This is a genomic window from Paraburkholderia phenazinium (assembly GCF_900141745.1).
Classification (GTDB): domain Bacteria; phylum Pseudomonadota; class Gammaproteobacteria; order Burkholderiales; family Burkholderiaceae; genus Paraburkholderia; species Paraburkholderia phenazinium_B.
The window spans coordinates 996664-1020291 of sequence record NZ_FSRM01000001.1 but is presented as its reverse complement, the minus strand read 5'-3'; the positions used below and the strand labels follow the sequence as shown (position 1 = coordinate 1020291).

General features: G+C 63.7%; 27 protein-coding genes. 10 read left to right on the top strand and 17 right to left on the bottom strand.

Translation table 11 applies throughout. The features are described from left to right. Positions 1 to 234 precede the first annotated feature (234 nt). Positions 235 to 681, top strand: a complete 447-nt coding sequence (locus BUS06_RS04790; RefSeq protein WP_074263224.1) for a hypothetical protein — start codon at positions 235 to 237, stop codon at positions 679 to 681. A 51-nt stretch (positions 682 to 732) separates the two neighbouring features. Further along, a complete protein-coding gene (locus BUS06_RS37755; protein WP_167379370.1) occupies positions 733 to 873 on the top strand; it encodes a hypothetical protein in 141 nt (46 codons plus the stop codon). Between the two features lie 114 nt (positions 874 to 987). On the opposite strand, the gene lipA is transcribed toward BUS06_RS37755, so the two are convergent. From lipA to BUS06_RS04775, 3 genes are read right to left on the bottom strand one after another with little or no spacing between them, the layout of a single operon-like run. After that, the gene (gene lipA, locus BUS06_RS04785; protein ID WP_074263223.1) at positions 988 to 1992 is read right to left on the bottom strand and encodes a lipoyl synthase; all 1005 of its coding nucleotides are present in this window, start codon (positions 1990 to 1992) and stop codon (positions 988 to 990) included. 13 nt (positions 1993 to 2005) lie between these two features. Further along, positions 2006 to 2827, bottom strand: a complete 822-nt coding sequence (gene lipB, locus BUS06_RS04780) for a lipoyl(octanoyl) transferase LipB (protein ID WP_074263222.1) — start codon at positions 2825 to 2827, stop codon at positions 2006 to 2008. A 59-nt stretch (positions 2828 to 2886) separates the two neighbouring features. Further along, complete coding sequence (locus BUS06_RS04775) at positions 2887 to 3213, bottom strand: DUF2917 domain-containing protein (protein WP_074263221.1); 327 nt, start codon at positions 3211 to 3213, stop codon at positions 2887 to 2889. A gap of 98 nt (positions 3214 to 3311) precedes the next feature. On the opposite strand from BUS06_RS04775, the gene BUS06_RS04770 reads away from it, so the two are divergent. Beyond that, a complete protein-coding gene (locus tag BUS06_RS04770; RefSeq protein WP_074263220.1) occupies positions 3312 to 4268 on the top strand; it encodes a transcriptional regulator GcvA in 957 nt (318 codons plus the stop codon). Positions 4269 to 4301: 33 nt separating this feature from the next. On the opposite strand, the gene BUS06_RS04765 is transcribed toward BUS06_RS04770, so the two are convergent. The 8 genes from BUS06_RS04765 to BUS06_RS04730 all read right to left on the bottom strand — a co-directional run bounded on the left by BUS06_RS04765 (position 4302) and on the right by BUS06_RS04730 (position 11062). Then, positions 4302 to 4571 carry a DUF493 family protein gene (locus tag BUS06_RS04765; RefSeq protein WP_074263219.1) on the bottom strand — a complete coding sequence of 90 codons (270 nt, stop codon included), beginning with the start codon at positions 4569 to 4571 and terminating at the stop codon, positions 4302 to 4304. 92 nt (positions 4572 to 4663) lie between these two features. After that, positions 4664 to 5887, bottom strand: a complete 1224-nt coding sequence (locus tag BUS06_RS04760; RefSeq protein WP_074263218.1) for a D-alanyl-D-alanine carboxypeptidase family protein — start codon at positions 5885 to 5887, stop codon at positions 4664 to 4666. Between the two features lie 324 nt (positions 5888 to 6211). Continuing rightward, on the bottom strand, positions 6212 to 6856 hold the full coding sequence (locus tag BUS06_RS04755) for an alpha/beta hydrolase (protein WP_074263217.1): 645 nt from the start codon (positions 6854 to 6856) through the stop codon (positions 6212 to 6214). Positions 6857 to 6864: 8 nt separating this feature from the next. Continuing rightward, a complete protein-coding gene (locus BUS06_RS04750) occupies positions 6865 to 7188 on the bottom strand; it encodes a (2Fe-2S) ferredoxin domain-containing protein (protein ID WP_074263216.1) in 324 nt (107 codons plus the stop codon). 173 nt (positions 7189 to 7361) lie between these two features. Further along, the gene (locus BUS06_RS04745; RefSeq protein ID WP_083611345.1) at positions 7362 to 8057 is read right to left on the bottom strand and encodes an ABC-type transport auxiliary lipoprotein family protein; all 696 of its coding nucleotides are present in this window, start codon (positions 8055 to 8057) and stop codon (positions 7362 to 7364) included. Between the two features lie 18 nt (positions 8058 to 8075). Continuing rightward, entirely contained in the window at positions 8076 to 9038 is a 963-nt protein-coding gene (locus BUS06_RS04740) for an MlaD family protein (protein WP_074263215.1), read from the bottom strand. Positions 9039 to 9053: 15 nt separating this feature from the next. Further along, positions 9054 to 9932, bottom strand: coding sequence for an ABC transporter ATP-binding protein (locus tag BUS06_RS04735; protein WP_074263214.1), 879 nt, complete (start codon positions 9930 to 9932; stop codon positions 9054 to 9056). Further along, a complete protein-coding gene (locus tag BUS06_RS04730) occupies positions 9929 to 11062 on the bottom strand; it encodes an MlaE family ABC transporter permease (protein WP_074263213.1) in 1134 nt (377 codons plus the stop codon). Before BUS06_RS04730 ends, BUS06_RS04735 begins: the two co-directional genes overlap by 4 nt. A 117-nt stretch (positions 11063 to 11179) precedes the next feature. On the opposite strand from BUS06_RS04730, the gene BUS06_RS04725 reads away from it, so the two are divergent. The 3 genes from BUS06_RS04725 to BUS06_RS04715 are packed head-to-tail and all read left to right on the top strand — an operon-like array spanning position 11180 to position 13292. After that, positions 11180 to 12085 carry a biotin--[acetyl-CoA-carboxylase] ligase gene (locus BUS06_RS04725; protein WP_074263212.1) on the top strand — a complete coding sequence of 302 codons (906 nt, stop codon included), beginning with the start codon at positions 11180 to 11182 and terminating at the stop codon, positions 12083 to 12085. Beyond that, positions 12082 to 13005 carry a type III pantothenate kinase gene (locus BUS06_RS04720; RefSeq protein WP_074263211.1) on the top strand — a complete coding sequence of 308 codons (924 nt, stop codon included), beginning with the start codon at positions 12082 to 12084 and terminating at the stop codon, positions 13003 to 13005. The genes BUS06_RS04725 and BUS06_RS04720 overlap by 4 nt, the downstream gene beginning before the upstream one ends. Before the next feature lie 47 nt (positions 13006 to 13052). Beyond that, positions 13053 to 13292 carry a hypothetical protein gene (locus tag BUS06_RS04715; RefSeq protein WP_074263210.1) on the top strand — a complete coding sequence of 80 codons (240 nt, stop codon included), beginning with the start codon at positions 13053 to 13055 and terminating at the stop codon, positions 13290 to 13292. 9 nt (positions 13293 to 13301) lie between these two features. Here the strand turns inward: BUS06_RS04715 and rfaE2 are convergent, their stop codons facing one another. The 6 genes from rfaE2 to BUS06_RS04685 form a co-directional block, all read right to left on the bottom strand. Then, complete coding sequence (gene rfaE2, locus BUS06_RS04710) at positions 13302 to 13784, bottom strand: D-glycero-beta-D-manno-heptose 1-phosphate adenylyltransferase (protein WP_074263209.1); 483 nt, start codon at positions 13782 to 13784, stop codon at positions 13302 to 13304. A gap of 118 nt (positions 13785 to 13902) precedes the next feature. Beyond that, positions 13903 to 14775, bottom strand: coding sequence for a ferritin family protein (locus BUS06_RS04705; RefSeq protein ID WP_074263208.1), 873 nt, complete (start codon positions 14773 to 14775; stop codon positions 13903 to 13905). Between the two features lie 500 nt (positions 14776 to 15275). Beyond that, positions 15276 to 16466, bottom strand: coding sequence for a patatin-like phospholipase family protein (locus tag BUS06_RS04700; RefSeq protein WP_074263207.1), 1191 nt, complete (start codon positions 16464 to 16466; stop codon positions 15276 to 15278). A 34-nt stretch (positions 16467 to 16500) separates the two neighbouring features. After that, complete coding sequence (locus tag BUS06_RS04695; RefSeq protein WP_074263206.1) at positions 16501 to 17268, bottom strand: PhaM family polyhydroxyalkanoate granule multifunctional regulatory protein; 768 nt, start codon at positions 17266 to 17268, stop codon at positions 16501 to 16503. Between the two features lie 109 nt (positions 17269 to 17377). Next, on the bottom strand, positions 17378 to 18268 hold the full coding sequence (locus BUS06_RS04690) for an enoyl-CoA hydratase/isomerase family protein (RefSeq protein ID WP_074263205.1): 891 nt from the start codon (positions 18266 to 18268) through the stop codon (positions 17378 to 17380). Positions 18269 to 18486: 218 nt separating this feature from the next. Then, positions 18487 to 19479: a fumarylacetoacetate hydrolase family protein gene (locus BUS06_RS04685; protein ID WP_074263204.1), complete on the bottom strand. Its 993-nt coding sequence runs from the start codon at positions 19477 to 19479 to the stop codon at positions 18487 to 18489. A 163-nt stretch (positions 19480 to 19642) separates the two neighbouring features. Between BUS06_RS04685 and BUS06_RS04680 the strand changes: the two genes are divergently transcribed. The 4 genes from BUS06_RS04680 to BUS06_RS04665 all read left to right on the top strand — a co-directional run bounded on the left by BUS06_RS04680 (position 19643) and on the right by BUS06_RS04665 (position 23388). Beyond that, a complete protein-coding gene (locus tag BUS06_RS04680; RefSeq protein ID WP_074263203.1) occupies positions 19643 to 20509 on the top strand; it encodes an IclR family transcriptional regulator in 867 nt (288 codons plus the stop codon). A 138-nt stretch (positions 20510 to 20647) separates the two neighbouring features. After that, a complete protein-coding gene (locus BUS06_RS04675; RefSeq protein ID WP_074263202.1) occupies positions 20648 to 22024 on the top strand; it encodes a DUF3108 domain-containing protein in 1377 nt (458 codons plus the stop codon). 199 nt (positions 22025 to 22223) lie between these two features. Next, complete coding sequence (gene pcaD / locus BUS06_RS04670) at positions 22224 to 23012, top strand: 3-oxoadipate enol-lactonase (protein WP_074263201.1); 789 nt, start codon at positions 22224 to 22226, stop codon at positions 23010 to 23012. A 118-nt stretch (positions 23013 to 23130) separates the two neighbouring features. Next, positions 23131 to 23388, top strand: coding sequence for a BTH_I0359 family protein (locus BUS06_RS04665; RefSeq protein ID WP_074263200.1), 258 nt, complete (start codon positions 23131 to 23133; stop codon positions 23386 to 23388). The last annotated feature ends 240 nt before the right edge of the window (positions 23389 to 23628 follow it).

Sequence of the window (23628 nt, the reverse complement as noted above, 5' to 3'; positions counted from 1 at the left end):
TAGGGAGTTTGGAGACAGGCGGTTCTAACGAATTCACGATTGCTAATCACGCTGCCTGGGCATTGCTTTTTACGTTGGGTTGGATGGGTAAGTCCGTTGCGATGCACGCGTAGTGGCTTGGCGCGGAACGCAGCATGGTTGGCGGTGGAGCGCAAGCTGGTCGTTCGGTCGATTGACCGCCGTATGGCCTGGACCGGATCATGGGTTAGATCTCTTCACTATGCGCTTCAAACCATGATCGAATTTTTAGCTCACTTAAGCTGGCTCTTATCCAATATCGCGGTGCCCATTCTTGCGCCCATCGCCCTGCTGCCACTGCTGAATTTCTCACTTGCCTATCGCGAGATTGCCGGCGATGTTTTGAAGGCCGCATTGCAACACGGCCAACTGTTCTGGACCGTCATCGCGATGAGTGCCGCCGCATGCTACGAACTGGGTTGTGCTCTCGACCAACCGATGTCAACTGGAAGCTATGCGTGGGTGCGGATTGGCCTCGTGTGGCACGTAGCGTTCATCATTGGATCGTCTGTACTCGTCGTCTTTGGCGCCGCCGACGCGCGGAAATATTTCAGCGATCCGGCCAGCAGCGACGTTCCCAGCAGAACGCTTATGTGGGTGTCGTTCCTCGCGACAGCATTCGTCGCGACGAGCTTCTCGATATCCCATTTTGCGTTGAGCTAAATATTTAAACCAATCGAGCTATAATAACAACCAGTCAAGCGAGAACTTAACATGCCTAATCTTATCGACTACCTCCTCGAGAACGACGATGTTCGACATCGCGCCATGATGTACATCGCCTACTTCATGTTTATTGGAAGCGGTATCTACTCCGTCAGCCTGCTGATCGCCCGGCTCTTCTTCTGGCACTAACGGGCGCAAGCAGCAAAGCCCAGCTCAGCGCCTCAAATCCTCGAGTGGCCGCAGACGTAAAAAAGCCCGCAACACGTGCGGGCTTTATATCTAAGCAAACTACCGGCAAGAACCTCAGACCACCCCAGCTCCGTGCGCCTGCAGATCCGCGTGATAGCTCGAACGCACCATCGCGCCAACGGCCGCGTGCGTGAAGCCCATCTTGTACGCTTCTTCCTCGTACATCTTAAAGGTGTCCGGATGCACGTACGAGCGAACCGGCAGGTGGTGCTCAGACGGTTGCAGGTATTGCCCAATCGTCAGCATATCGACGTCGTGCTCGCGCAGATCGCGCATCACCTGGAGGATCTCTTCTTCCGTCTCGCCAAGACCGACCATCAGGCCCGACTTGGTGGCGACATGCGGATGCAGCGCCTTGAAGTCCTTCAGCAGCTTCAGTGAGTGTGCGTAGTCCGACCCTGGGCGCGCTTCCTTGTACAGACGCGGCACCGTTTCGAGGTTGTGGTTCATCACATCGGGCGGAGCGGCATTGAGAATGCCCAGCGCGCGATCCAGACGGCCACGGAAATCCGGCGTCAGAATTTCGATGCGCGTCTCCGGCGACAGTTCGCGCGTCTGACGGATGCATTCAACGAAGTGAGCCGCACCGCCGTCACGCAGATCGTCGCGGTCCACGCTGGTGATCACCACATACTTCAGCTTCAGCGCAGCAATCGTGCGGGCGAGATTGCCCGGCTCTTCGGTATCCAGAGGATCAGGACGGCCGTGGCCGACGTCGCAGAACGGGCAACGGCGCGTGCACTTGTCGCCCATGATCATGAACGTGGCGGTGCCCTTGCCGAAGCACTCGCCGATGTTCGGGCAGCTCGCTTCCTCACAGACCGTGTGGAGATTGTGCTCGCGCAGAATCTGCTTGATCTCGTAGAAGCGCGAATTACCGGTGGCCGCTTTCACGCGAATCCAGTCCGGCTTTTTCAGCTTTTCGATCGGGATGATCTTGATCGGAATGCGTGCAGTCTTCGCCTGCGCCTTCTGCTTCGCCGTAGCATCGTAAGCAGCCGGTGCGGTAGCGGCGTCAGGAGTGGCAGTGCCGGCGAGGTTCGCGGTAACGTCAGTCATTGGTTCGATCCAGTCAGGCGGTCACGACACTAGCCTGCGGTTGGGCGACGGCCGCGGGCGTGCCGTCGATGTTTGCGGTGAGGCATGCAGCAAAGGTCCGGGCTACGTCGTCCCAGCCGGCAGCGACGCCGAGCGTCGCCATATCGACGGTTTCGAGCCCCGCGTACCCGCATGGGTTGATGGCCAGAAACGGCTGCAGATCCATCTTCACGTTCAGACTGACCCCGTGATAACTGCAACCGTTACGGATTTTCAGGCCCAGCGCGGCGATCTTGGCGCCCGCATGCGACCCGGCATCCGGACCGGGCGCCACGTAGATACCAGGGGCGCCCGCCTTGCGTTCTCCGGCGAGATTATACGCCGCGAGCGTGTCGATCACGGCCTGCTCGATGCGCGTCACCAGTTCGCGCACCATCAGCTTGCGGCGGCGCAAGTCGAGCAGCAGGTAAGCGACCACCTGCCCTGGCCCGTGATACGTGATCTGTCCGCCGCGGTCGACCTTGACCAGCGGAATGCCGCTGTCTGCGGATAGCAGATGCGCCGGATTGCCGGCCTGGCCCAGGGTGAAAACAGGGGGATGTTCGACCAGCCAGATTTCGTCCGCGGTTTCTGAAGTGCGCGCGTCGGTGAAAGCTCGCATCGCCTCGAAACTGATTTCGTAGGATTCGACACCGCGCCAGCGCAGCGTTGGAACGGGAGTGGGCAAACCCACTGCGACCGGTTCGGCCTGCGTAGAGGGAACGAGACCGGCCGAAACCGGCGCCACCGGATCAGCCAGGTCAGCTGGAACGAGCTCGGAGGACAGAGAAGGCGAAGAAACCGGCGTGGCACACATGATCCCGGTAGTTTACCGAAATACTGAAATCCCCGCCGGAACCCTCGCCGCACTCACCCTCAAACGGTCCGCCAGCCGTCGCGCAAACGCATACCGAACCGGTCGGCAAGACGCACCAGCCAGTCGACCGCCCGCACATCGGCGCGCGCCGGAACGTCGAACGCCACCCGCGCCTGCGAATCCGCTTCTACGCTCAGCCACAGCCGTTCTCCGCGCCGCAGGCGCAACGTATGGCCCGGTTCGAGCCAATAGTCTTCGGTGTCGTCGCTGCGTGTTACCCATACCGCAGAACCGCTCACCGCCAGCCGCGTGCTGCGCACAACCTTCATCGGAACCGTCTCGCCAGACCTGATTTCAAATGTGATACTAGAGGAAATTTCTCGCATGACAACCTCGCAAAAAGCCGTTTCGTGACTACAATCGTAGGCGCAGCAAGGGTTTACGCAAAACGATCAAATTTCACCTCTATGTGAGAAAAATTGCGATGGACCTACGACAACTCCCAGCGCTGAACGCCATCAAGGCATTCGAGGCCGCGGCCCGCCACGAAAGCTTCTCGCGTGCCGCGGACGAACTGTTCGTGACCCACGGCGCGGTCAGCCATCAGATTCGCGCGCTCGAGGCCGAGCTGGGCGTGACGCTGTTCGCCCGCGACGGCAAGCGCGTGCGCCTGACGGAAGTCGGCCGCCGTTACGCGGGGCAGGTGCGCGCGGCGCTGACCGCGCTCGCCGACGCCACCCGCGAACTGCGCGCCGGCGACCGCGAGCGGCGTCTGGTGGTGTCGATGCTGACGTCGTTCGCGGCGCGCTGGGTGACGCCGCGCATCGGCAGTTTCATCGAAGCTCACCCCCAATGGGATCTCGAGCTGCTCTCCACCAATTCGCTGACGGACTTCGCCCGCGACGACGTCGATGCGGCGATCCGCTTCGGTTTCGGCAAATACCCGGGCCTGCACGCCGAGCTGCTGCTCGAAGAAATCTTCTTTCCCGCCTGCGCGCCGAATTTCAACGGCGGCAATCTGCCGAAAGTACCGGCCGATCTGGCCAAGGTCCCGCTGCTGCGCTCCGATGACGAATTGTGGCGCCCCTGGTTCGACGCCGCGGGCCTGACCGAATGGCCGGAACCGAAACGCGGCGTGTTGTACCAGGACTCGTCGAACCTGCTGCAGGCGGCGATCGACGGACAAGGGGTTGCACTCACGCGCCGCTCGCTGGCGATGCACGAGGTCGCGTCAGGACGGCTGGTCAGGCTTTTCGATGTGGACGGCCCAAGCCCGTGGCAGTACTACTTCATCTGCACGCCGCAAAGTCTGCAGACGGAGCGGGTACGGGCATTCCGGGACTGGGTGTTCGACGAGGTGAGAAGCTTCAAACTGCTCTTCGAACGGGCCTGCTCGGCAGGGCCGCAAAGCGCGGCGGACGCATTGCACGTCACGCCATAAACGCAACTGGGGACGCGAGGCGCGCCCCGCTGCTTACAGCACGACCTTCACCATCGGATGGCCGGTGAGCGCGCGATAGATATCGTCGAGATGGGCACGACTGGTGGCGCGCACCGTCACCGTGAGGCCCGTGTAGTTACCACCGCTCGACGGCCGCATCTCGACACGCGACGGGTCGACCTCGGAATCGAACTGCTTGACCACCGTCACGATCGTCTCGGCGAATTCGGGATGCGACTTGCCCATCACCTTGATCGGGAAATCGCAGGGAAACTCAAACAGCGAATCATTGTCGGGTTGCATCTTTCACTCCTCGGCAACGGCCCGGCAGCATGCCTGCCGGAGCCGCTGTCACGCGAATGCGCACAACTGCACGCACCCGCGCGCATCAGCGCTTACTTCTTCTTGTTGAACATCAGCATCAGCGAATCCCACACGCGGCCCACCACGCCGGCTTGCGGCACGGCCTGAAGCGCCACGATCGGGAACTGCGAGACCACCTTGCCATCTGCCACCAGCTTCACCGTGCCGACCTGCTGGCCCTCGGTGATCGGTGCGATCAGCGGATCGATATGCTCGACCTGCGGCTTGGCCTTGTCGGCGAGACCCTTCGGCACCGTGATGTACTGGTCGGCCTTCACGCCGATCTTCACCGTGTCTTCCGCACCCTTGTAGACGCGCGGGGTCTCGATCACCTGGCCGGCCTTGTACAGACGCACCGTGTCGTACGCGCTGTAACCGTAGTTCAGCATCTTCAGGCTGTCTTCGACACGGTCGTGCTCTTTCACTTCACCCATCATCACCGAAACCAGACGACGCGATGCGTCCGGCGCGCCCGGCAGCGGCCGCTTGGCGCTCGCGATCAGGCAATAACCGGCGGCCTCGGTGTGACCGGTCTTCAGACCGTCGACCGTCGGATCGATCCACAGCAGACGATTGCGGTTCGGCTGCTTGATCTTGTTGTAGGTGAATTCCTTGACCGAGAAAATGTTGTAGTAGTCGGGATAGTCGCGGATCAGGCGCGCCGACAGGATCGCCAGATCGCCCGCGCTCGTGTAGTGCTGCGCGTCGGGCATACCATTCACGTCGGCGAAGTGGGTATGCGTCATGCCGAGGCGCTGCGCTTCGGTGTTCATCATGTTGACGAACTGGGATTCGCTGCCGCCCACCAGTTCTGCCAGCGCGATTGCGGCGTCGTTGCCCGACTGCACGATCATGCCGTAGACCAGGTCATGCACGGAGACCGGCTTGTTCGCCTCGATGAACATGCGCGATTCGTCTGTCTTGACGCGGCGCACCGCTTCGCTCGGGTTAACGATCTGCTCCATCGTGATCTTCTTCGTCTGCAGCGCTTCGAAGACCAGATACGCGGTCATCAGCTTGGTCAGCGAAGCCGGTTCGACGCGCTCATCGGCGTTGCCGGACGCGAGCACCTGATTGCTGGTCGCATCGACGAGTACCCACGAGCGCGCATTCACCGCCGGCGGCGGGACCTGCGCGAGGGCCGCGGTGCTAGCCACCAGCGCGGCCGGCAGCAGCACGCCGAGCGTCACAGCACGGCTGATGGTATGGGGAACGAAGGACGAGAGTGACGAAAAGCCGGAGGTGGAAAAACGCATAGGATCGATTCGGGCAGAAATTTGCATCGCGCCCGGGGGCGCGCAGATTGGAAGAGCCGGTCGGCGAGCGCTGGCCGCGTAAACGCAACGCGGCGCCCGTTGGACTTCCGGCCACACGATCGGTTCGCGCAACGCGCCCCACAATCCGGCCTTGCAATCAAGCAACGGCGCTGACGATGCGCCAATCAACCGGACGGGCCGCGCTGCGCCCAAAAAAGAGCGCTCATTATACGCGCGCCGGGGAGCCAACTTTGCGCATCGCGTGCGGATAAATTTTCATTTGACGCGTACCTGTACCCCGGAAAACGCGTGCCACCCCAGCCGTCAACGCCAGGCGTCGATGATGATGCGCTTCAGAACGTGCAGTTTGCGATGCAGAAAATGCTCGGCACCGGGGATCACCACCACCGGTAATTCCTGCGGCCGCGCCCAGTCGTACACCGACTGGATGGGCACCGTATCGTCGATTTCGCCGTGAATCACCAGCGTGTTTTCCGGCACGGGCGCCACTTCCCAGCGGCTCGCCGCCGTGCCGACGAACACGATGCGTTCGATCGCCTGGCCTTCTTCGAGGAGCCGCGCCGCCACATGCGAGAGCACGAAGGTCCCGAACGAAAAGCCCGCCAGCACGAGGGGCAGATCGGCCTGTCCCGGTTGTGCGCGCATGTAATCGAGCACTGCGCGCAAGTCGTCGCGCTCGCCGACACCCGCGTCGTGTTCACCCTGGGTCTGCCCCACTCCGCGGAAGTTCGAGCGATAGGTCACGTAATTCAGTTGCACGAGGGTGCGGGCAAGCGTCTGCGCGACCTTGTTGTCCATCGTGCCGCCGAACAGCGGGTGCGGATGCGCCACCAGCGCAATCCCGCGCGGCGCCGCGCCGTTGTCGCGCGTTTCATCGGGCAGATCGAGCGCAACCTCGATCTTGCCGACCGGACCATCGATCAGGAACTGTTTCGTATGAACGTTCATGGTGCCGCTTATTGATCGATTTTCAGACGGTCGACGACCTTGCCGTTCGCAAGATGCGATTCGACGATCTCGTCGATGTCGCTCTCGTCGACATAGGTGTACCACGTGCCTTCCGGATAGATCACAAGCGCCGGACCTTCCTCGCAGCGATCGAGGCAACCCGCCTTGTTGATGCGCACCTGGCCCGGGCCCGCAAGGCCCAGTTGCTTCACGCGCTTTTTCGCATGCTCCTGCATGGCCTGCGAGTTGCAATTCGCGCAACTCGGGCGCTCAGCACCGGGATCGCGCTGATTGAGACAGAAGAAGACGTGGTACTTGTAGAAAGAATCCATGGTGTCCGGGGAGAGACCGTATCAGGGGAAATTCGATGGCCGCAAGCGTGTGCAAGCACCGCGGCGCGCCTGTAGCAAACGATTATAGCGAGCGGGGCCTGGGCCCGCTGTTCGCGCCCGCGCTGTCTAGTTCTGTTAAGCCCCAACGCAAGTTACACGCCCGGGCGAGCCGCTCACTGCCCGGCAACCAGCGCCTGGGAACTCAACCATGCGGAGATCTGCGCCACCAGATCGTCGCCTGCCGTAGCGAGCGCTCGCGCACCGCCGGCCGCATCGGCAGAACTGGCCGGCGCCTGCGCGGTGAAGCTGCGCTGCGCGACGACCTTGCCGCTCTGCGTCAAGGTCACGCGCGCGGCGACGGCGCCATGACTTTGCGTCTGGCTGTCGAAAACCTGTTCGAACTCGATCAGCTCCACCCGCAGCACCGGCGCACGCACGCCATCGGAGCCCGTCAGCACCGTGCCGCGCTGCGACAGCACATCGCGCAGGCGCTGCGTGAGCAACGCGGACGGCTCCATGGTCCAGTGACTGTTCGCATAGGACGCGGTCTGCTGCGCGTCGGCGTAGCTCAAACGGTAGACCAGCTTGTCCGACGCCAGCGTCGCGGGTGCGGTCACATCGAGCACCTTGACGGCCGGCATCGGACCCGAGGTGGCCACTTGCGGGGGCGGCCCAAAGTCATAGCGGGCGTCGGCATGCACCGCCGGATTGCCCGCGCAGCCGCCCAACACTCCGAAGGCGAGCGCGACGGCTAGCGCAGCGCCAGCGGAGCGCACACGCTGAGTTGGCCGAAGCGTCGCGCTACGAGCTGGGCTAAAAGGCCCGCCGCAAAGCGAGCGATGAAGCAGACTGGAAAGCGAGCGTGCCATGACATTCTTCCTTTCAGATCACTTTGCCGTGCCGGCTGTGGGCCACGAAAATCCGGGCTCACCCGGGCCAGGCGCAGCGGCCGGCGCGCCGAACAGCACACTGCGCGGACTGGTGCTGAACATGTCGGCGGCGCGATCCACCGAACGCGCGGCGGAACGCACATCGTCAGCCAGCGAATTGACGCGCGGCAAGGTGTCGTAACCGACCCGCGCCGACAGTTCCTGCACCGACGCATTCATCGAGGTCAGCGCGTCGCCGGCCTGCTGGGCCGCCGTGCCGACCTTGTTCAGATTGGATTCGAACGGGCCGTCAGGGCGATTCAGGCCCGTGATCAACTGATTGGTCGAGGCAAGCGTGCGATTCAGCTCGTCAATCGTCTGCGGCAGCTTGCCCGCGGCCGGCTGCATCTGCTTCGTCAACGTCGTTACGCCATCGGCGGCGTGCTGCAGGCTTGCCGCCGTGGCCAGCAACTGATCGCGCATTTGCGGCGACAGCGTATCGTTGACGTCGTCCGCGATACGTTCCAGCTTGCGCAGCAGAATATCGCCACGCTGCTGCAACTGGTCTAGCAGACCAGGCCGCATCGGCAGTTGCGCCACCTGCTTTTCCGACGACGCCAACGGCTCCATATCGCGCCCCGTGTCGTCGAGCTGGATGAACGCAAGCCCCGTCACGCCCTGAAAGCCGAGGCTGCCGAAGGTCGAATGCGTGATCGGTGCGTGCGTGTCCACCAGAATGCGGATCAGGATCTGCCCGGGATGGTCGCGGTCGAACTTGATCGACGCCACCTTGCCCACGTCGAGACCGCGATAGCGCACCGCAGCGTCCGTATACAGCCCGGTGACGTTGGTGCGCGCGATCAGGTCGTACGGCACGCGCACCGAACGGTCGACCTTGAACAGAAACACCGTCGCCGCGATCGCCACCAGCAGCACCACCGTGAAGAGTCCAGCCCAGAACGCATGTGATTTGTTTTCCATTTCAGATTCCCTCTTTCACAGCGGCAATTCGGACGATGCGGGTTCGAGCGCCGCGGGCGGCAGCTTCGCGCGGCGCTCCGGCGGCAACGCCTGCAGCGCGCGGCGGCCGCGCAGGCCGAGGAAGTACTCGCGGATAAACGGATGATCGACACCCGCGGCTTCCTCTACCGGCGCCGCGACCAGCACCTTGCGGTCGGCCAGCACGGCAACGCGGGTCGACAGCGCGACCATGGTGTCGAGATCGTGCGTCACCATCACGACGGTCAGGCCAAGCGCGCGATGCAGCGTGCCGATCAGTTCGACGAACTCATCGGACGCCTGCGGATCGAGTCCTGCAGTCGGCTCGTCGAGAAACAGCAGTTCCGGTTCGAGCGCGATTGCGCGGGCGATGCCCACCCGCTTGATCATCCCGCCCGATAACGCCGACGGCATCTTCGACGCATGCTTGCACGGCAGGCCGACCATCTCGAGCTTCAGCATGACGATGTCGCGCAGCAGGTCTTCGGGGATCTTGCCGAGTTCGCGCAGCGGCTGCGCGACGTTGTCGAACACGGACAGCGACGAGAACAGCGCACCGCGCTGGAACAGCATGCCGGAACGGCTGCGCATCAGCAGCGCGGTGTCAGGCGAGATGGTCGCGAGGTCCTCGCCGAACAGCCTGATCGTGCCGGACGACGGCCTCTCGAGGCCGAGAATCTGCCGCACGAGCGTGGTCTTGCCGGAGCCCGAACCGCCGACGATCGACACGATCTCGCCGCGCCGCACCTCGAAGTTCAGGTGCTGGTGCACGATGTTTCGGCCGTAGCGCTTGGTCAGATCGCGCACCTCGATCACCGGCTCGGCAATCGAGGGCAGCGGCTGGCCGCGCACGGATTGGGCAAGCGGCGCGCTCATCCGAGTCCCACGTTCTGGAACAGGATCGCGAACACCGCGTCGGCAAGGATCACGATAGTGATCGAAGACACCACCGAGGTGGTCGTGCCCTCGCCGAGGCTTTGCGAATTTGCCTTGATACGGAAGCCGAAATGGCAACCGACGATGGCGATCAGCATGCCAAAGGCCACGCCTTTGCCCAGGCCGATCCACAGGTTTGCGATCGGCACCACACTCGGCAGCGCCCGGAAGAAATAACCCATGTCGATGCCCAGCACGACTTGTGCCGAGAGCGCCCCGCCGGCGAGCGCGACGATGTTGGTCCACATCACGAGCAGCGGCATCGCTACGCCGAGCGCAATCACGCGCGGCAAGATCAGCCGCAAGCCATGTGGGATGCCCATCACGCGCATTGCATCGAGTTCCTCCGTGACGCGCATCACACCGATCTGCGCGGTGATCGCAGAACCCGAGCGGCCGGCCACCAGAATCGCCGAAAGCACCGGCCCAAGTTCGCGGATCACCGACAGGCCGAGAATGTTGACGATGTACTGGTTCGCGCCGAACAGCCGCAGCTGCTGCGCGGACAGATAGCTCAACACGATACCGATCAGAAACGCGACCAGCGCAGTGATGGGCAGCGCCCTCGCGCCCGCGTTGTAGACGTTCGCCGAGATTTCGGTCCACGGCGTGATCTTCGGATTGCGCGCAATCGCCAGCAGGTCGAGCACGAAGCGCCCGAGCATGGCAATGCCGCCGTACAGGTGCTCGAAGAAGGAGAACAACCCCAGGCCGAGCCGGGTGAACGGATCGAACTTCACCACCGGCTCAGGCGAATCGCGCATCGAATCGAGCAAGGCGATGCGATTGAAAATGTCGCGCTGGGTGTCGTTCAGTTCGACCAGTTGGGGTGGCAACTTGTGGCCCCAGACGCGCCACAGCGCCTGGCCGCCGACGTGGTCCATGCGCTCGATGCGCGATAGATCCCAATGCATCCCCTCGACCCCGATCAGCGAGCGCAGACGGGGTACGACCTTGCCGGTGGCGCGGTCGCGCGCAAGCGCGAGCGCCGTCCACTGGCCGGAGAGCCGGACGATCTTGCCTTGGCTGCCTGCCGCGACTTCAAGGCCGGGCGGAGTGTCGTAGTTCAAGGATCGCGGGATTCTGGTTGTCGGATCAGGGGCCATTGTAGCGAACGCGGCGCGCAGCAGAGGTGCTACTGCGTTTCGAGTGGTTCTCGCGCGTCCCCTGTCGCTACAATATGCGGCATGAACGCCTCCAAGACCTCATCCCAACCCAGCCCATCGGGCGACTGGCGCATTGACCGCGAGCGCGCTGTCGCGCTGTTCGGTGCTCACGCGCAACACTGGCCGATCGAAATCGTCGAGGAAACCGGCTCGACCAACGCCGACCTGATGGCCCGCGTCAAGGCGCTGCCGCGCCGCTCGAATGCACTGCCTCGGCCGATCGTACGGGTCGCCTATCTGCAGACCGCCGGCCGCGGCCGGCGCGGACGCACATGGTATGCGGAGCCGGGCAATGCGCTGCTGTTTTCGGTGGCCTGCGTGCTGCCACGGCCGCTCGAAGAACTCGCGGGCCTGAGTCTGGCGGTGGGCGTCGCACTGGTGGACGGACTGCGCTCGCTACCGGTCGCAGGACCTGGCCAGATCGCCCTCAAATGGCCCAACGATGTGTTGCTGGAAGGCGATAAGCTGGCTGGCATCCTGATCGAAACGGCCTGGAGTACCGACTACGCAAGCGCGGTGGTGATCGGCATCGGCACTAACGTCAAGGGCGCGGACGAACTGGCTGCCAAGGTCGGCGCACTGAATACGGATGTGCCGCCACAGGCGCGCGGCACGGTGCCGACGGCGCTATCGCGGGCGCTGCTCACCGCCAATCTGACGGATACGCTCGCGGCCGAACTGAACGCGCTCGAACCGGCGCTCAAGCGCTTCGCCGAGGACGGCTTCGAGCCGTTCCAGCCGCGCTGGAACGCCTGTCATGCCTATGCGGGCCGTGAAGTGGTACTGCTCGAGCAAGGGGTTGAAGTGACGCGCGGTGTGGCAGCGGGCGTCGACGAACTCGGGCAGTTGTTGCTCGACACGCCGTCGGGACGCCAGGCCATTGCGACCGGCGACGTCTCGTTGCGCCTCGCCGACGGGGCCGCATGAGCGGCGCGCCTTTTCTGCTGATCGACGCCGGCAATAGCCGCGTCAAGTGGGCGCTGGTGCAGGCCGATGGCTCGCAGAGTCATGCGGGTGCGTTTGCGCACGGTGGATCAGGCGCGGGTGCTTCAGTGAATTCTGCTGCTTCTGCCAGGCCCGGCGCGCTTTCGACAACGGCCTCGGCTACTTTGTTGCCCTCAGATCAAGCCTCCCGCACCGACGAGCCCGACTGGTCCAGCCTGCCAGCCCCTGCCAGCGCGTGGCTTTCCAACGTCGCCGGCGAGGCAGTCGCGCAACGCCTCACCGCCTTGCTGGACGCCCACTGGCCCAGCCTGCCGCGCACAACGATTCGCGCCCGCGAGCGGCAATGCGGCGTGACCAACAGCTACACAACGCCTTCCGCGCTGGGCAGCGACCGCTGGGCCGGGCTGATCGGCGCGCACGCGGCATTTCCAGGCGAGCCGCTGTTGATCGCGACATTCGGCACGGCCACCACCCTGGAAGCGTTGCGCGCCGACGGCGTATTCGTCGGCGGCCTGATCGCGCCCGGCTGGTCGCTGATGATGCGCTCGCTCGGCGAGCACACCGCCCAACTGCCCACGCTCGATGCTAACGCGGCCCGCGGTCTGCTAACGCCCGGCGCAAGCACACCCGCCGGTGACCAACCGCGCCGCGGCCCATTCTTCGCCACGGACACCCCACGCTCGCTCTCCGCCGGTTGCGCGCTGGCGCAGGCCGGGTTGATCGAGCGGATGTGGAGCGACCTGCAGGAGGCGTGGGGGATGCCCGTGCGCCTGGTAGTGGGTGGCGGCGCCCTCGACGAAGTGACAGCCGCCCTCAAAGTGCCGCATACTCGCCACGATTCGCTCGTGTTGTCCGGCCTCGCGCTGATTGCCGCCGAAAGCGCACCGGCCGCGCACCATTGAGATTCGCCATGAACGCAGGCCGCACCCTTTAGACGGAGACTCCAACAATGCTGCGCTGGCTGATCGCTATTCTGTTTCTTGCCAACCTGCTCGCGTTCGCGACGGTACGCGGCGCGTTCGGGCCGACGCCCCTTGCGGGCGCGCGTGAGTCGAATCACCTGAATCGCCAGCTTCATCCGGAGATGCTGAAGGTGCAGCCCGTTTCGGCGGCCGACGCAGCGGATCTCGCCGTGGTCGGCGGGCCCGCTCCGACGCCGGCCATAGCGGCGTCAGAGCTGGGGCAGTAGCCTGCCCTCTCAGCCCTGCGCGCGGACCTTCTTGAGCAGCGCGGTCGTCGAGCGATCGTGCTCGAACGGAATGGCCAGCGCACGGCCACCCCAGCCGCGTACCAGCGCCGACTCAGGAAGCTTGTCCATATCGTAGTCGCCGCCCTTGACGAGAACATCGGGATGCAGCGCTTCGATCAATGACACCGGCGTCTGCTCTTCGAAGCACACCACCCAATCGACACTTTCCAGCGCCGCGAGCAAGGCCATCCGGTCGGCCTGGTTGTTGATGGGCCTGTCATCGCCTTTACCTAGTCTGCGTACCGACGCGTCGCTGTTCACGCCAACAATCAGGCAGGCGCCCAGAGCCTTCGCATCGGCCAGATAGGTCACGTGACCACGATGCAGGATGTCGAACACACCGTTCGTGAACACCACCGGTCCGGTAAGCGAGGGGCGCAGTTGCGCCAGGGCATCGCGGGTCGTGAGCTTGCGTTCGAAAGTGGCGGCCATGGGAAATCAGAGAAAAAGAGAAATCATGCAAACGGCCCGGCAGGCTTGCACCTGTCGGGCCGTCATTTCATGCGTTACGTGTCACTGGCGACTCGCGCCAAGGCGCAACGCGGGACCGTCAGGCCGGCTGCTCAGCCGACTTCTGATCGGCCTGCAAACGTGCCACCACTTCCTTGCGATAGCGGTTCAATTCCTGCGCCGTATTGAAAGTGCGCTCGAACAGGATGGACAGGTTGTGCAGGATGCGCTCCACCACCTTCTTCTCCCAGCCGTCGTCGAAACGGATCTGTTCGTCGAGCCAGCGTTCGAGCCACTCCGGATCGGGCAGGCGCGACTGGATCGTGTCGCGCGGGAACAGCGCCTGATTCACGTGCAGATTGGTCGGGTGCAGCGGCTTTTCCGTACGACGCGCTGACGCCATCAGCACGCCGATCTTCGCAAACGCCGCGCGCGCAACGTCACCGAAATTCGACATGGCCTTCTTCATGTAACGCAGATAGGCGCCGCCATGACGCGCTTCGTCGCGCGAGATGGTTTCGTAGATCGCCTTGATCACCGGTTCCGTGTGCCATTCGGCCGCGCGGCGATACCAGTGGTTCAGGCGGATCTCGCCGCAGAAGTGCAGCATCAGCGTTTCCAGCGGAGGTGCCGGATCGAACTCGAAGCGCACCGCGTGCAGCTCCTCTTCGGTCGGGCACATTTCCGGCTTGAAGCGGCGCAGATACTCCATCAGCACCAGCGAGTGTTTCTGTTCTTCGAAGAACCACACGCTCATGAAGGCGGAGAAATCGCTGTCATGATGGTTGTCGCGCAGAAACATTTCCGTTGCGGGCAACGCAGACCATTCGGTGATCGCGTTCATCTTGATCGTTGCGGCCTGCTCGTCGGTCAAGAGCGATGCATCGAACGTGTCCCAGGGAATGTCTTTCTCCATGTCCCATCGAACGGATTCGAGCGATTTATAAAGTTCCGGATAAAGCATGGTGTTCATAGTCCCACCCCTGTTCTGCGCATTGCGACGTCTGTTTGTGTCTTTTGCAACTCTTGCTAACGGCGAACGAAACACACGCGTTCACGAGCCAAGCATTCAATTTTACGCGGGAATCGGCCACCCGGACGCACCGTGCGGGAAAGAAGTCCTGCGGCATTCGTGCTGCGCGGACACCGAAGTCTCGCGCCGCATGGCCAACCGTGCGTGAACCTGCCCAACGCAACCGGCCCAGCCTTGCCAGATGGAAGCCGTTATCCAGCCCCGCGCCGGTCGAACCTGTGACAACCGGTGACTACGGGGCGGCGGATTCGTTGTTTTCAGAGCACGCCCAAGGGCCAAACAAGCTTACATCATGATAGCACGCTGCCCTGACACCTTTTCCTTACATAGGGTCACAAGGGTTCGCCACCTTGATCGTTCGCAACAAAGTAGCTGAGATTCATGTTCCGCTTGTGACGAAACCTGTTTAGGTGTGCTTGAGCCTGCATGATTCCGTCCCGTCAGCTTGCCTCGCATCCCGCCGGTCCGGAGGTGCCGTCCAATGCCGGAGCGGCGATCCAAGCCGCGATCTCGGCGCGCTTCGCGAGCGCGTCGCGGCGCCCAAGTTCGATCAGTTCACGCGTGAATTCACTTTCGAACAGCAGGTAACTGGCAAACGACGCCCCCGACGCCCGGTTGCCGCCCACGGCACCCAGCAGCCCACGGACCGTAAGCGGCAGACGCTGCAGGTGGCGCGCCGCAATCAGCTCGATGCGCTCGCTCGGCGCAATCGCCAGCACGTCGATATGGCGCCAGCCGCTTTCCGGCTCGACCACGTGGGGAAGATGCAACACCATCCGGTTGACGTGCTCGATGCGCTCGATGTCCGCGCCGAGCGCATCGAGAAACACGCTCGCCATCACCTGCTGACCGATCTGCGCAAGCGAGGGGTAGGCGTCGTCGCGCCCGTCCGCCGGCACTTCCGGCCGCGGCGTCGCCGCGCCGATCACGAGGATGCGGTGCGCGCCGAAGTGAATCGCAGGACTAAGCGGTGCGATCTGGCGTATCGAGCCGTCGCCGAAGTATTCGTGATGTCCGTCCAGCTCTAGCGGCACAGCGGGAAACACATAAGGAATCGCTGACGACGCAAGCAGGTGGGCAGGCGTGAGCTCAACCATCCGTGCAGTGCGTTGCGCGCGCCGCCAGGCCTGGATCGGCTCGCTCGCCTGGTAAAAAGTCAGATGTTGTCCTGACGAATAGCTGAGCGCAGTGATGGACAGCGCATGCAGCGCGCGCGTATCGAGCATCTGCTCGATACGGCGAAAACTGAGCGCATCGCGCAGCAGCCGGGCCAGCGGCGAGTTATCAAGCAACGCACGCGGCGAACGGCGCGCGGCCCAGCCGAAGCTCATCGCAGCGAGCCAGCGGGCGCCCGCGGCGACGACGCCGGGCCAGTCGGTGCGGTACACGTGATGCGCATGCATATCCGACCAGACGCGCACAAGCCGGTCCGCGCCACGCGAGAAGTCGTCGGCATGGCTTGCAATCGAGGTGGCGTTGATCGCGCCAGCCGATGTGCCGCAGATCACGCTGAACGGCGACGCGCGAGACGCTGGAGCGACTTCGCGCGCGATCTCGGCAAGTGCCTGCAGCGCGCCCGCCTGGTAAGCGGCGCGTGCACCGCCGCCCATCAGAACTAATGCGAGCCGCATGCGCGGGACCCGCTGTTGGTCACGCCGGGACGCTTCACTCGGGTTGCGACGGCGTCTTTCTGACGGTGCGCGGCCGGCTTGCCGAACCGCCACTCGCAGGCGCGCGCTTCGCGGCCGGTTCCTTTGCGGTGGACTTGTCGGCGGCAGATCCGTCGGCGGGTTCCTTTGTGGCTTCCGTCTTCGGTTTACCCGCTGACACTGGCGAATCGGCAGCAGCGTCGCCGCCCGCCGCCGGTTGTGCCATCGCGAACTGCGCGATCTGGTTGAATTGCGATTGCAGCAGGTTCCACCAGCTGGACGCATCGAAGCCCGGCGCGTTCGCGTTATCACCTGCTTCCGGTTCCGCGGCGCCTGCTGCGCCAGCAGCTTCGGGACGCGGCGCAGCGGCAGGCTCGGGGCGAGGCCTTGCCGCTGGAGACGGAGCCGCCGCAGCAGCAGGCTGCGCCATCGACTGCTGCGCAAAGGCTCCAAACGCCCGCAGCGTCGCAAGCGTGGCGCGCTGCACTTCGAGCGCCTGAATCGCCGATTGCAGCATGTTCAGATTCAGCTTGAGCCATTGTTCGACCGCTCGCATATCGGTGATGCGCTTGTCGAGTTCTTCGACGTTGGTAAGCGGCGCCATCATGTCGGACATCATCGACAGCGATGGTCCGAGGCCATGGGCCGCGCCTGTCTGGACACCCGGGAAAGCTGAGCCGAAAGGCGTGAGCCGCATCATGTCCCACATGCGGTCCATCATCTCGCCAGGCGGGAAACCCGGGAAACCGGGGAAGGGCGGCGTGGAGCCAGGTGTATCGGTCATGTTTTTCTCCTCGCAGCAGACAGGGATGGAAATGGCGCAGGTCCACCACGCGCGTTTCGTCCGATCATACCGCGCGCGACGGGGTTGTCGCGCGCCTAAGTCAGGTGGATCAGGCCGAATGCCCGCCGGATGAACCGCGTCCCGTGGCGCCGCCCGGCGCCCCGCCGCCGCCGTGGAAATCCGGTGCACGGCGCTCACGCAGCGAGCTCACGCCTTCGCGCACATCCGGTCCGGCAAAGCCCATGAACTCGAGCGCGAGCGAGGTATCGAAAGCGGGCCCCGCCGAGCGCAGCCAGTTGTTCAACGCATATTTGGTCCAGCGAATCGCCGTCTGCGAGCCATGTGCAAGTTTCCCGGCCACTTCGAATGCTTTGGGCAGCAGATCATGTTCGTCGACGGCTAGCGACACCAGTCCGATCCGCTCGGCCTCCTCACCGCTGACCGGTTCGCACAGCAGCAGGTAGTACTTGGCCTTCGCCATGCCGCACAGCAGAGGCCAGACGATCGCCGCGTGATCGCCCGCCGCGACGCCTAGCCGCGTGTGGCCGTCGATGATGCGTGCACTCTTCGTCGCAATCGAGATATCGGCGAGCAAACCCGCCACCAGCCCCGCCCCTACCGCAGGCCCGTGCATGGCCGAGACGATCGGCTTGCTGCAGTTGATCACGTTGTAGACGAGATCGCGCGCCTCACGCCAGACGCGCGTGCGGACTTCGAAGTCGGTCGCCATCTGCTCGACGAGATGCAGGTCGCCCCCCGCCGAAAAGCCCTTGCCTTCGCCGCGAATCACCGCGACGCGCGTGTCCGGATCGCGGTCGATATCGCGCCAGATCTCGGCGAGCTCGAAATGCATCCGCGCGTCGGCAGTCGCCAGTGCGCTCTTGTTGGCGCCCTCGCCGCTCATGATGACTTCGAGGATGCCATGCGGATGCCGCCGCAACCGCAGCGAGCGGTAGTGCGCATAGAAGGCGGGATCGTTGATCGGTGAGTCGTGAGACATGGTGGTCGCTTGGTCCGGTAGATCGGAAGCGCGGCAGATTGATATGTCGGTGTCGGCTGCGCCGCCGCCGTGGGCTGGCCTGCGGGCCACCGCGCGTCAGTCAGTGTAGCGGCGCCCGACCGCGCCGGTATCGGGCGAAACCCTCCTGGCAGTGCTGGACGAATTCGCTGAAGGCCTGGTTCGAGCTGCGGATTGCACAGGCCTTAGCCGACGGCGGGTCAGCGCGCGCCGTCGACCGGTGCGATGCCCTGTTCGATCGAACCGAAGATCGACTTGCCTGCTTCGTCGAACATCTCGATCTTCACCGTGTCGCCGTATTTCATGAATTCGGTCTGGGGTGCGCCATGCTCGATGGTCTCGAGACAACGCTTCTCGGCGATGCAGCAGTAGCCGCGCTTCGCATCCTTGTTCGAGACGGTCCCTGAGCCCACGATCGACCCCGCGCGCAGGTTGCGCGTCTTCGCGGCGTGCGCGATCAGCTGGCCGAAGTGGAACACCATGTCCGTGCCGGCGTCCGGCTGGCCGACTTTCTTGCCGTTCCAATGGACGATCATCGGACGATGCACGCGGCCTTCGCGCCAGTGCTCACCCAGTTCGTCGGGCGTAACGGCAACCGGCGCAAAGGAGCTGGCCGGCTTGCCCTGGAAGAAACCGAAGCCCTTGGCCAGCTCCGCCGGGATCAGGTTGCGCAGCGAGACGTCGTTCACGAGCGTGATCAACCGCACGCCCTTGAGCGCCTGCTCGGGGCTCGCGCCCATCGGCACGTCGGTGGTGATCACCGCGACTTCCGCTTCGAAGTCGATGCCGAAGTCCTCCGAGGCACAAACCACGTCGTCCTTCGGGCCAATGAAGTCGTCGCTGCCGCCCTGGTACATCAACGGATCGGTCCAGAATTCCGGCGGCATTTCCGCGCCGCGCGCGCGACGCACCAGTTCGACGTGGTTCACGTACGACGAACCATCGGCCCACTGGAACGCGCGCGGCAGGGGCGCCATGCATTCCTTGGCCTCGAACGGAAAACTGTTGCGCGCGCGGCCCTGATTGAGCGTGTCGTACAGATCCTGCAGTTGCGGCGCGTAGAAGGTCCAGTCGTCGAGGACGCGTTGCAGCGTCGGCGCGATCGCATCGGCGATGGCCGCAGTTTGCAGGTCGCGCGACACGACGATCAGCTGGCCGTCGCGCGTGCCGTCCTTCAGCGTGGCAAGTTTCATAGGAGGAATGAGCCGTGTTAGTGACGATAGAGGGAATCTATTCTACGATGGTGAATCGCCCTGCCCCAAACAGGCTGGTTTGAGGACGCGGTTTGCGCGACTCGCCGTGCCGCGCAGCCTCCCTTCGTTTCAATGCACCGTTCGCGCTCCGTGCGCCTTGCCTATGCCTTCGATTGCCCGCTCCGACGCCGACCCAGCCGATCCGCTCGACGCTTCGGACGACGATACCGCCGATACCGGCGAGGAGAAACTGCGCTCAGGCATCCAGTCGATCGAGGTGGGCTTTCGGCTGCTCGAGGTGCTGACCCACGAGCCGCGCGCGATGATGCTGCGCGACCTCGCGCAACGCGCGGGCATGAGCCCGGCGAAGGCGCATCGATATCTGGTGAGCTTCCTTCGTCTCGGCGTGGTCGCGCAGGACGCGCTTTCGGGACGCTATGAACTGGGCGGCTTCGCCTTGCAACTGGGCCTGGCGCGGCTTGCGAGGGTTGACGGCGTGAAGCTCGCGCGGATTGCGCTGGCGGAGCTGCGCGACCGGCTCGACCTGACGGTGGGCATCGCCGTATGGGGTAATCAGGGGCCGACAGTCGTGCACTGGATGGAATCGAGCCATCCGGCAAAGGCCTCGCTCAAGCTCGGCGACGTGATGCCGTTGCTCGGTTCCGCCACCGGCCTGTTGTTCGCCGCCTATCTGCCGGCCAGCAAGACCGCGACGATGATCGAACGTGAACTGGCCGATTCGCGACGCTCGTCGCAAACGGCCGGTCCGCGCACGCACGAGGAGGTTGAGCGTGTGCTCGAGGAAGTACGCGCTCACCAGGCCGCACGCGTCGAAGGAGTGCTGCTGGCAACCATTCACGCGTTCTGCATGCCGGTTTTCGACTCGACCGGCGATCTCGCACTCGGGCTGATTGCGCTTGGTCACGAAGGCGCATTCGATATCCGCTGGGGCGGTGAAGTCGACACGGCACTGCGCGAGTGCGCTCGAAAATTGTCGTACGAACTGGGGTATAGCCCCGCGCCGCGTTAGGATGTAAGACAACGACACGATTGCCGCGGAACATCGCCGGTAGCCTGCCTGTCGAACCCGTTCACTGCGTCCAGCGCTGGCATCTCGCTGGCGCGACACGCTCCATCGCATTTTTACCCGTTAAAACCGCGCCGCTCGATGTCGTTTCCCTCCGCAGTCAGCCGCTCCGAACGCACGCTACCTCACGCCGGGCCCCGCCGCACACGGGCAGGGCGCTGGCTCGCCGTGCTGGCGGTCGTGCTGTGCCTGCACTGGATTGCGGCTCAGTGGATCGAGCGCAACCGAACCACGTTCACGCCCGAGAACACGGCCCATGTGCCCGTGCAGATTGCGCTGCTGACGCCCGAGCGAATCGAGCGACAACCGGCCGCGGCGACACCACATCCGGCCGCACCGGCTAAACCCAGGCCCGCAGCGGCGGCGAGCAAGCCGCGCGAGCGGGTGCTCACTGCGACGTCCACGCAGCGCGCGGCCGCAGTCGCGGCGGCGTCTGCCGTCGCAGCGGAGGCAGCATCCGCGGCGCAGGCGAGCGCGGCGGCACAAGCTGCAGCCTCAGCAGCGGCGGCAGCAAACGCAGCAGCAGCAAGCGCCGCCGCCAGCGCGCACGCGGCGGCTGCAAAAGCCGATTCGGGCGTGAAATTCTCGGTGCCACCTTCGGGCGATCTGCAGTACGACACGTTCTATAACGGTGTGCGCAACCAGCCCGGTACGATCCACTGGTCAAGCGACGGCAAAACCTACGACATGGTCGTATCGCTGCCCGTGCCGTTCATCGGCTCGTTCACTTACTCGAGCCACGGCCATATCGACGCCTTCGGACTCGCGCCGGACCAGTACGTCGAAAAGCGCGGGCATCGGCCGGAAGACGTGTCGATCTTCAACCGCACGACAAAGCAGATCGTGTTCACCCGTACGCCCGCGTCCCTGCCGCTCAGCGATGGCGCACAGGACCGTTTCAGCATGGTCATGCAACTCGCCAGCCTCGTGCGTGGCAATCCGGATGCCTACAAACCTGGCGTTACCCGGCAGTTCTTTGTCGTAGACAACGATAGCGGCGAGATCTGGCCGGTCGAGACGATCGGCGACGAAACGATCCGCACTCAGGATGGCTACCTGAGCGCGCGCCACTTCATGCGTCTGCCGCGTCATGCGGGGGATCAACGACGCATCGATGTATGGCTCGCGCCGTCACTTGGGTGGTTGCCCGCGCGGCTTGTACAGACTGAGCCGAATGGCACTGAAGTTGAACTGCTGTGGCGCGGACCGCTGAACCTCGCGGGCGGTAGCGGCAATGCGGGCAGTGCGAATTCTCAGGGAAGCCAGGGCGGTGGCGTATCGGCTTCAGGCGACGGTCCCGTAGCGAGTCCCGCCGAAAACCCAGCGTCGTACCCACCGGTCAACCCCACGACCGCTCCCTCCAGCCCTGCGCCGACAGAACCCTCAACGCCACCCGCAGCAGCCCTGTCGCCACCCGCACCCGACACCACCTCACCCCCCACCGCAGACAAGCCCTAAAGCCGAGCAGATATTCGACAATCTGCCGAAACTTCCATCGCCGTCACGACTCGCACGACAAGCGGCGCCGTTGCGCCGCGCCGATGGGAACACGGTTTGCTGACGTACAAAGTCCGCTGTGGATCACCCGCCGTGCATCACCGTTTATTACCAGCGCCGCGCCCGGCCTTCCACCGCATCACCGCTGACAGGAGCCTGCATGCAAGTGAAACTCAACGGTATCGACACGCGCTATGTCCTCGACAATGAAGGCGGCGGCCCCTGGCTGACGCTCGTCCATCAACTGGGCGGCGATCTGTCCGTATGGGACCAGCTCGCCGGTTACTTCCGCGACGATTTCACCGTGCTACGTTACGACGTAAGGGGACACGGCCACACTGCCGTGCCTGATCAACCCTTCAGCATCGCTGACCTCTCGAGCGACCTGGCCGCATTACTCGACGCGCTCGGCGCCCCGCATACGCACCTGGTCGGCATGTCGATGGGAGGCATGATTGCGCAGCAGTTCGCGCTCGATCATCCATCGCGCATCGACACGCTCGTCCTCGCCGACACGAGCGCCGGCACCCTGCCCGAGAATCGCGCCGTCTGGGATCAGCGCGCCGCCACCGCACGTCGCGACGGCATGGCCTCACTGGTGCCCGCCACATTGGAACGATGGTTGACGCCGGATTTCCAGAGATCGCATCCGGAAGCCGTCGAGCCGATCCACGAGGTTCTGCTGCACACGCGGCCCGAAGGCTATGCCCTTGCCTGCGAGGCATTGCGCGACTTCAATGTGCACGAGCGGTTGCATGAAATTCGTCTACCCACGTTGACAATTGCAGGCCGCCACGACACGGGTACGCCACCTGCTGCAACACAATTGATCGCGAAATCGATTCAGGGTGCACAATACGAACTGCTGGATGCGGCACATCTGGCGCCGGTCGAACAATCTCACCGTTTTGCTGCGTTGCTTGAAACGTTTCTCGAAGCACGGGTCTAACTTGAAGGTCCGGGATTTTTACCAGCGTCACTCCGGACCCACCCCTTGAATTCCACACCATACGCTCCACTTATGGCGCAGGAACGGCCAGGAGCCAACGGAAATAAGGAGTGTCGCCATGCAAATGATCTACAACAGCCCCAATTATTGTGTCGTCGAGTTCCCACCGCAGGACGGTCCTCTCGCCATGAAGTCAGGTGGTTACGAGATCGTCGACAAAAACATGCAACGCGAGATCTACATTGATGGCGCTATGGCGGCACGCTTTCGCGAGCACGTCACCAAGCTGATCGAAGAAGAACCGTCGCTGGACGAAGTAGACGAATTCCTCGGTCAATTCGACAGTTTGATGCATCAACCGGTGATCCTCCACTGACACGCAACGCCTCGGCGACACGTACCTGAAACCCTGTCCGGCTTGCCGGGCGGGGTTTTTTGTTATTGTCGAAGGAATACGGCGTTTCAGTTTTCGCCATTCATAGGGGGATTGAATCCCGAAGCGCGTCCCGATGCATGCAAGGTGGCATCTTTTACCGCCTGCAGCGCGCTGCGTCTCCGCCTGGAAGCTTTGATAAGCCCTTTCACCGCGCGCTCAAGACCGGCGAGGCCTTCGCGC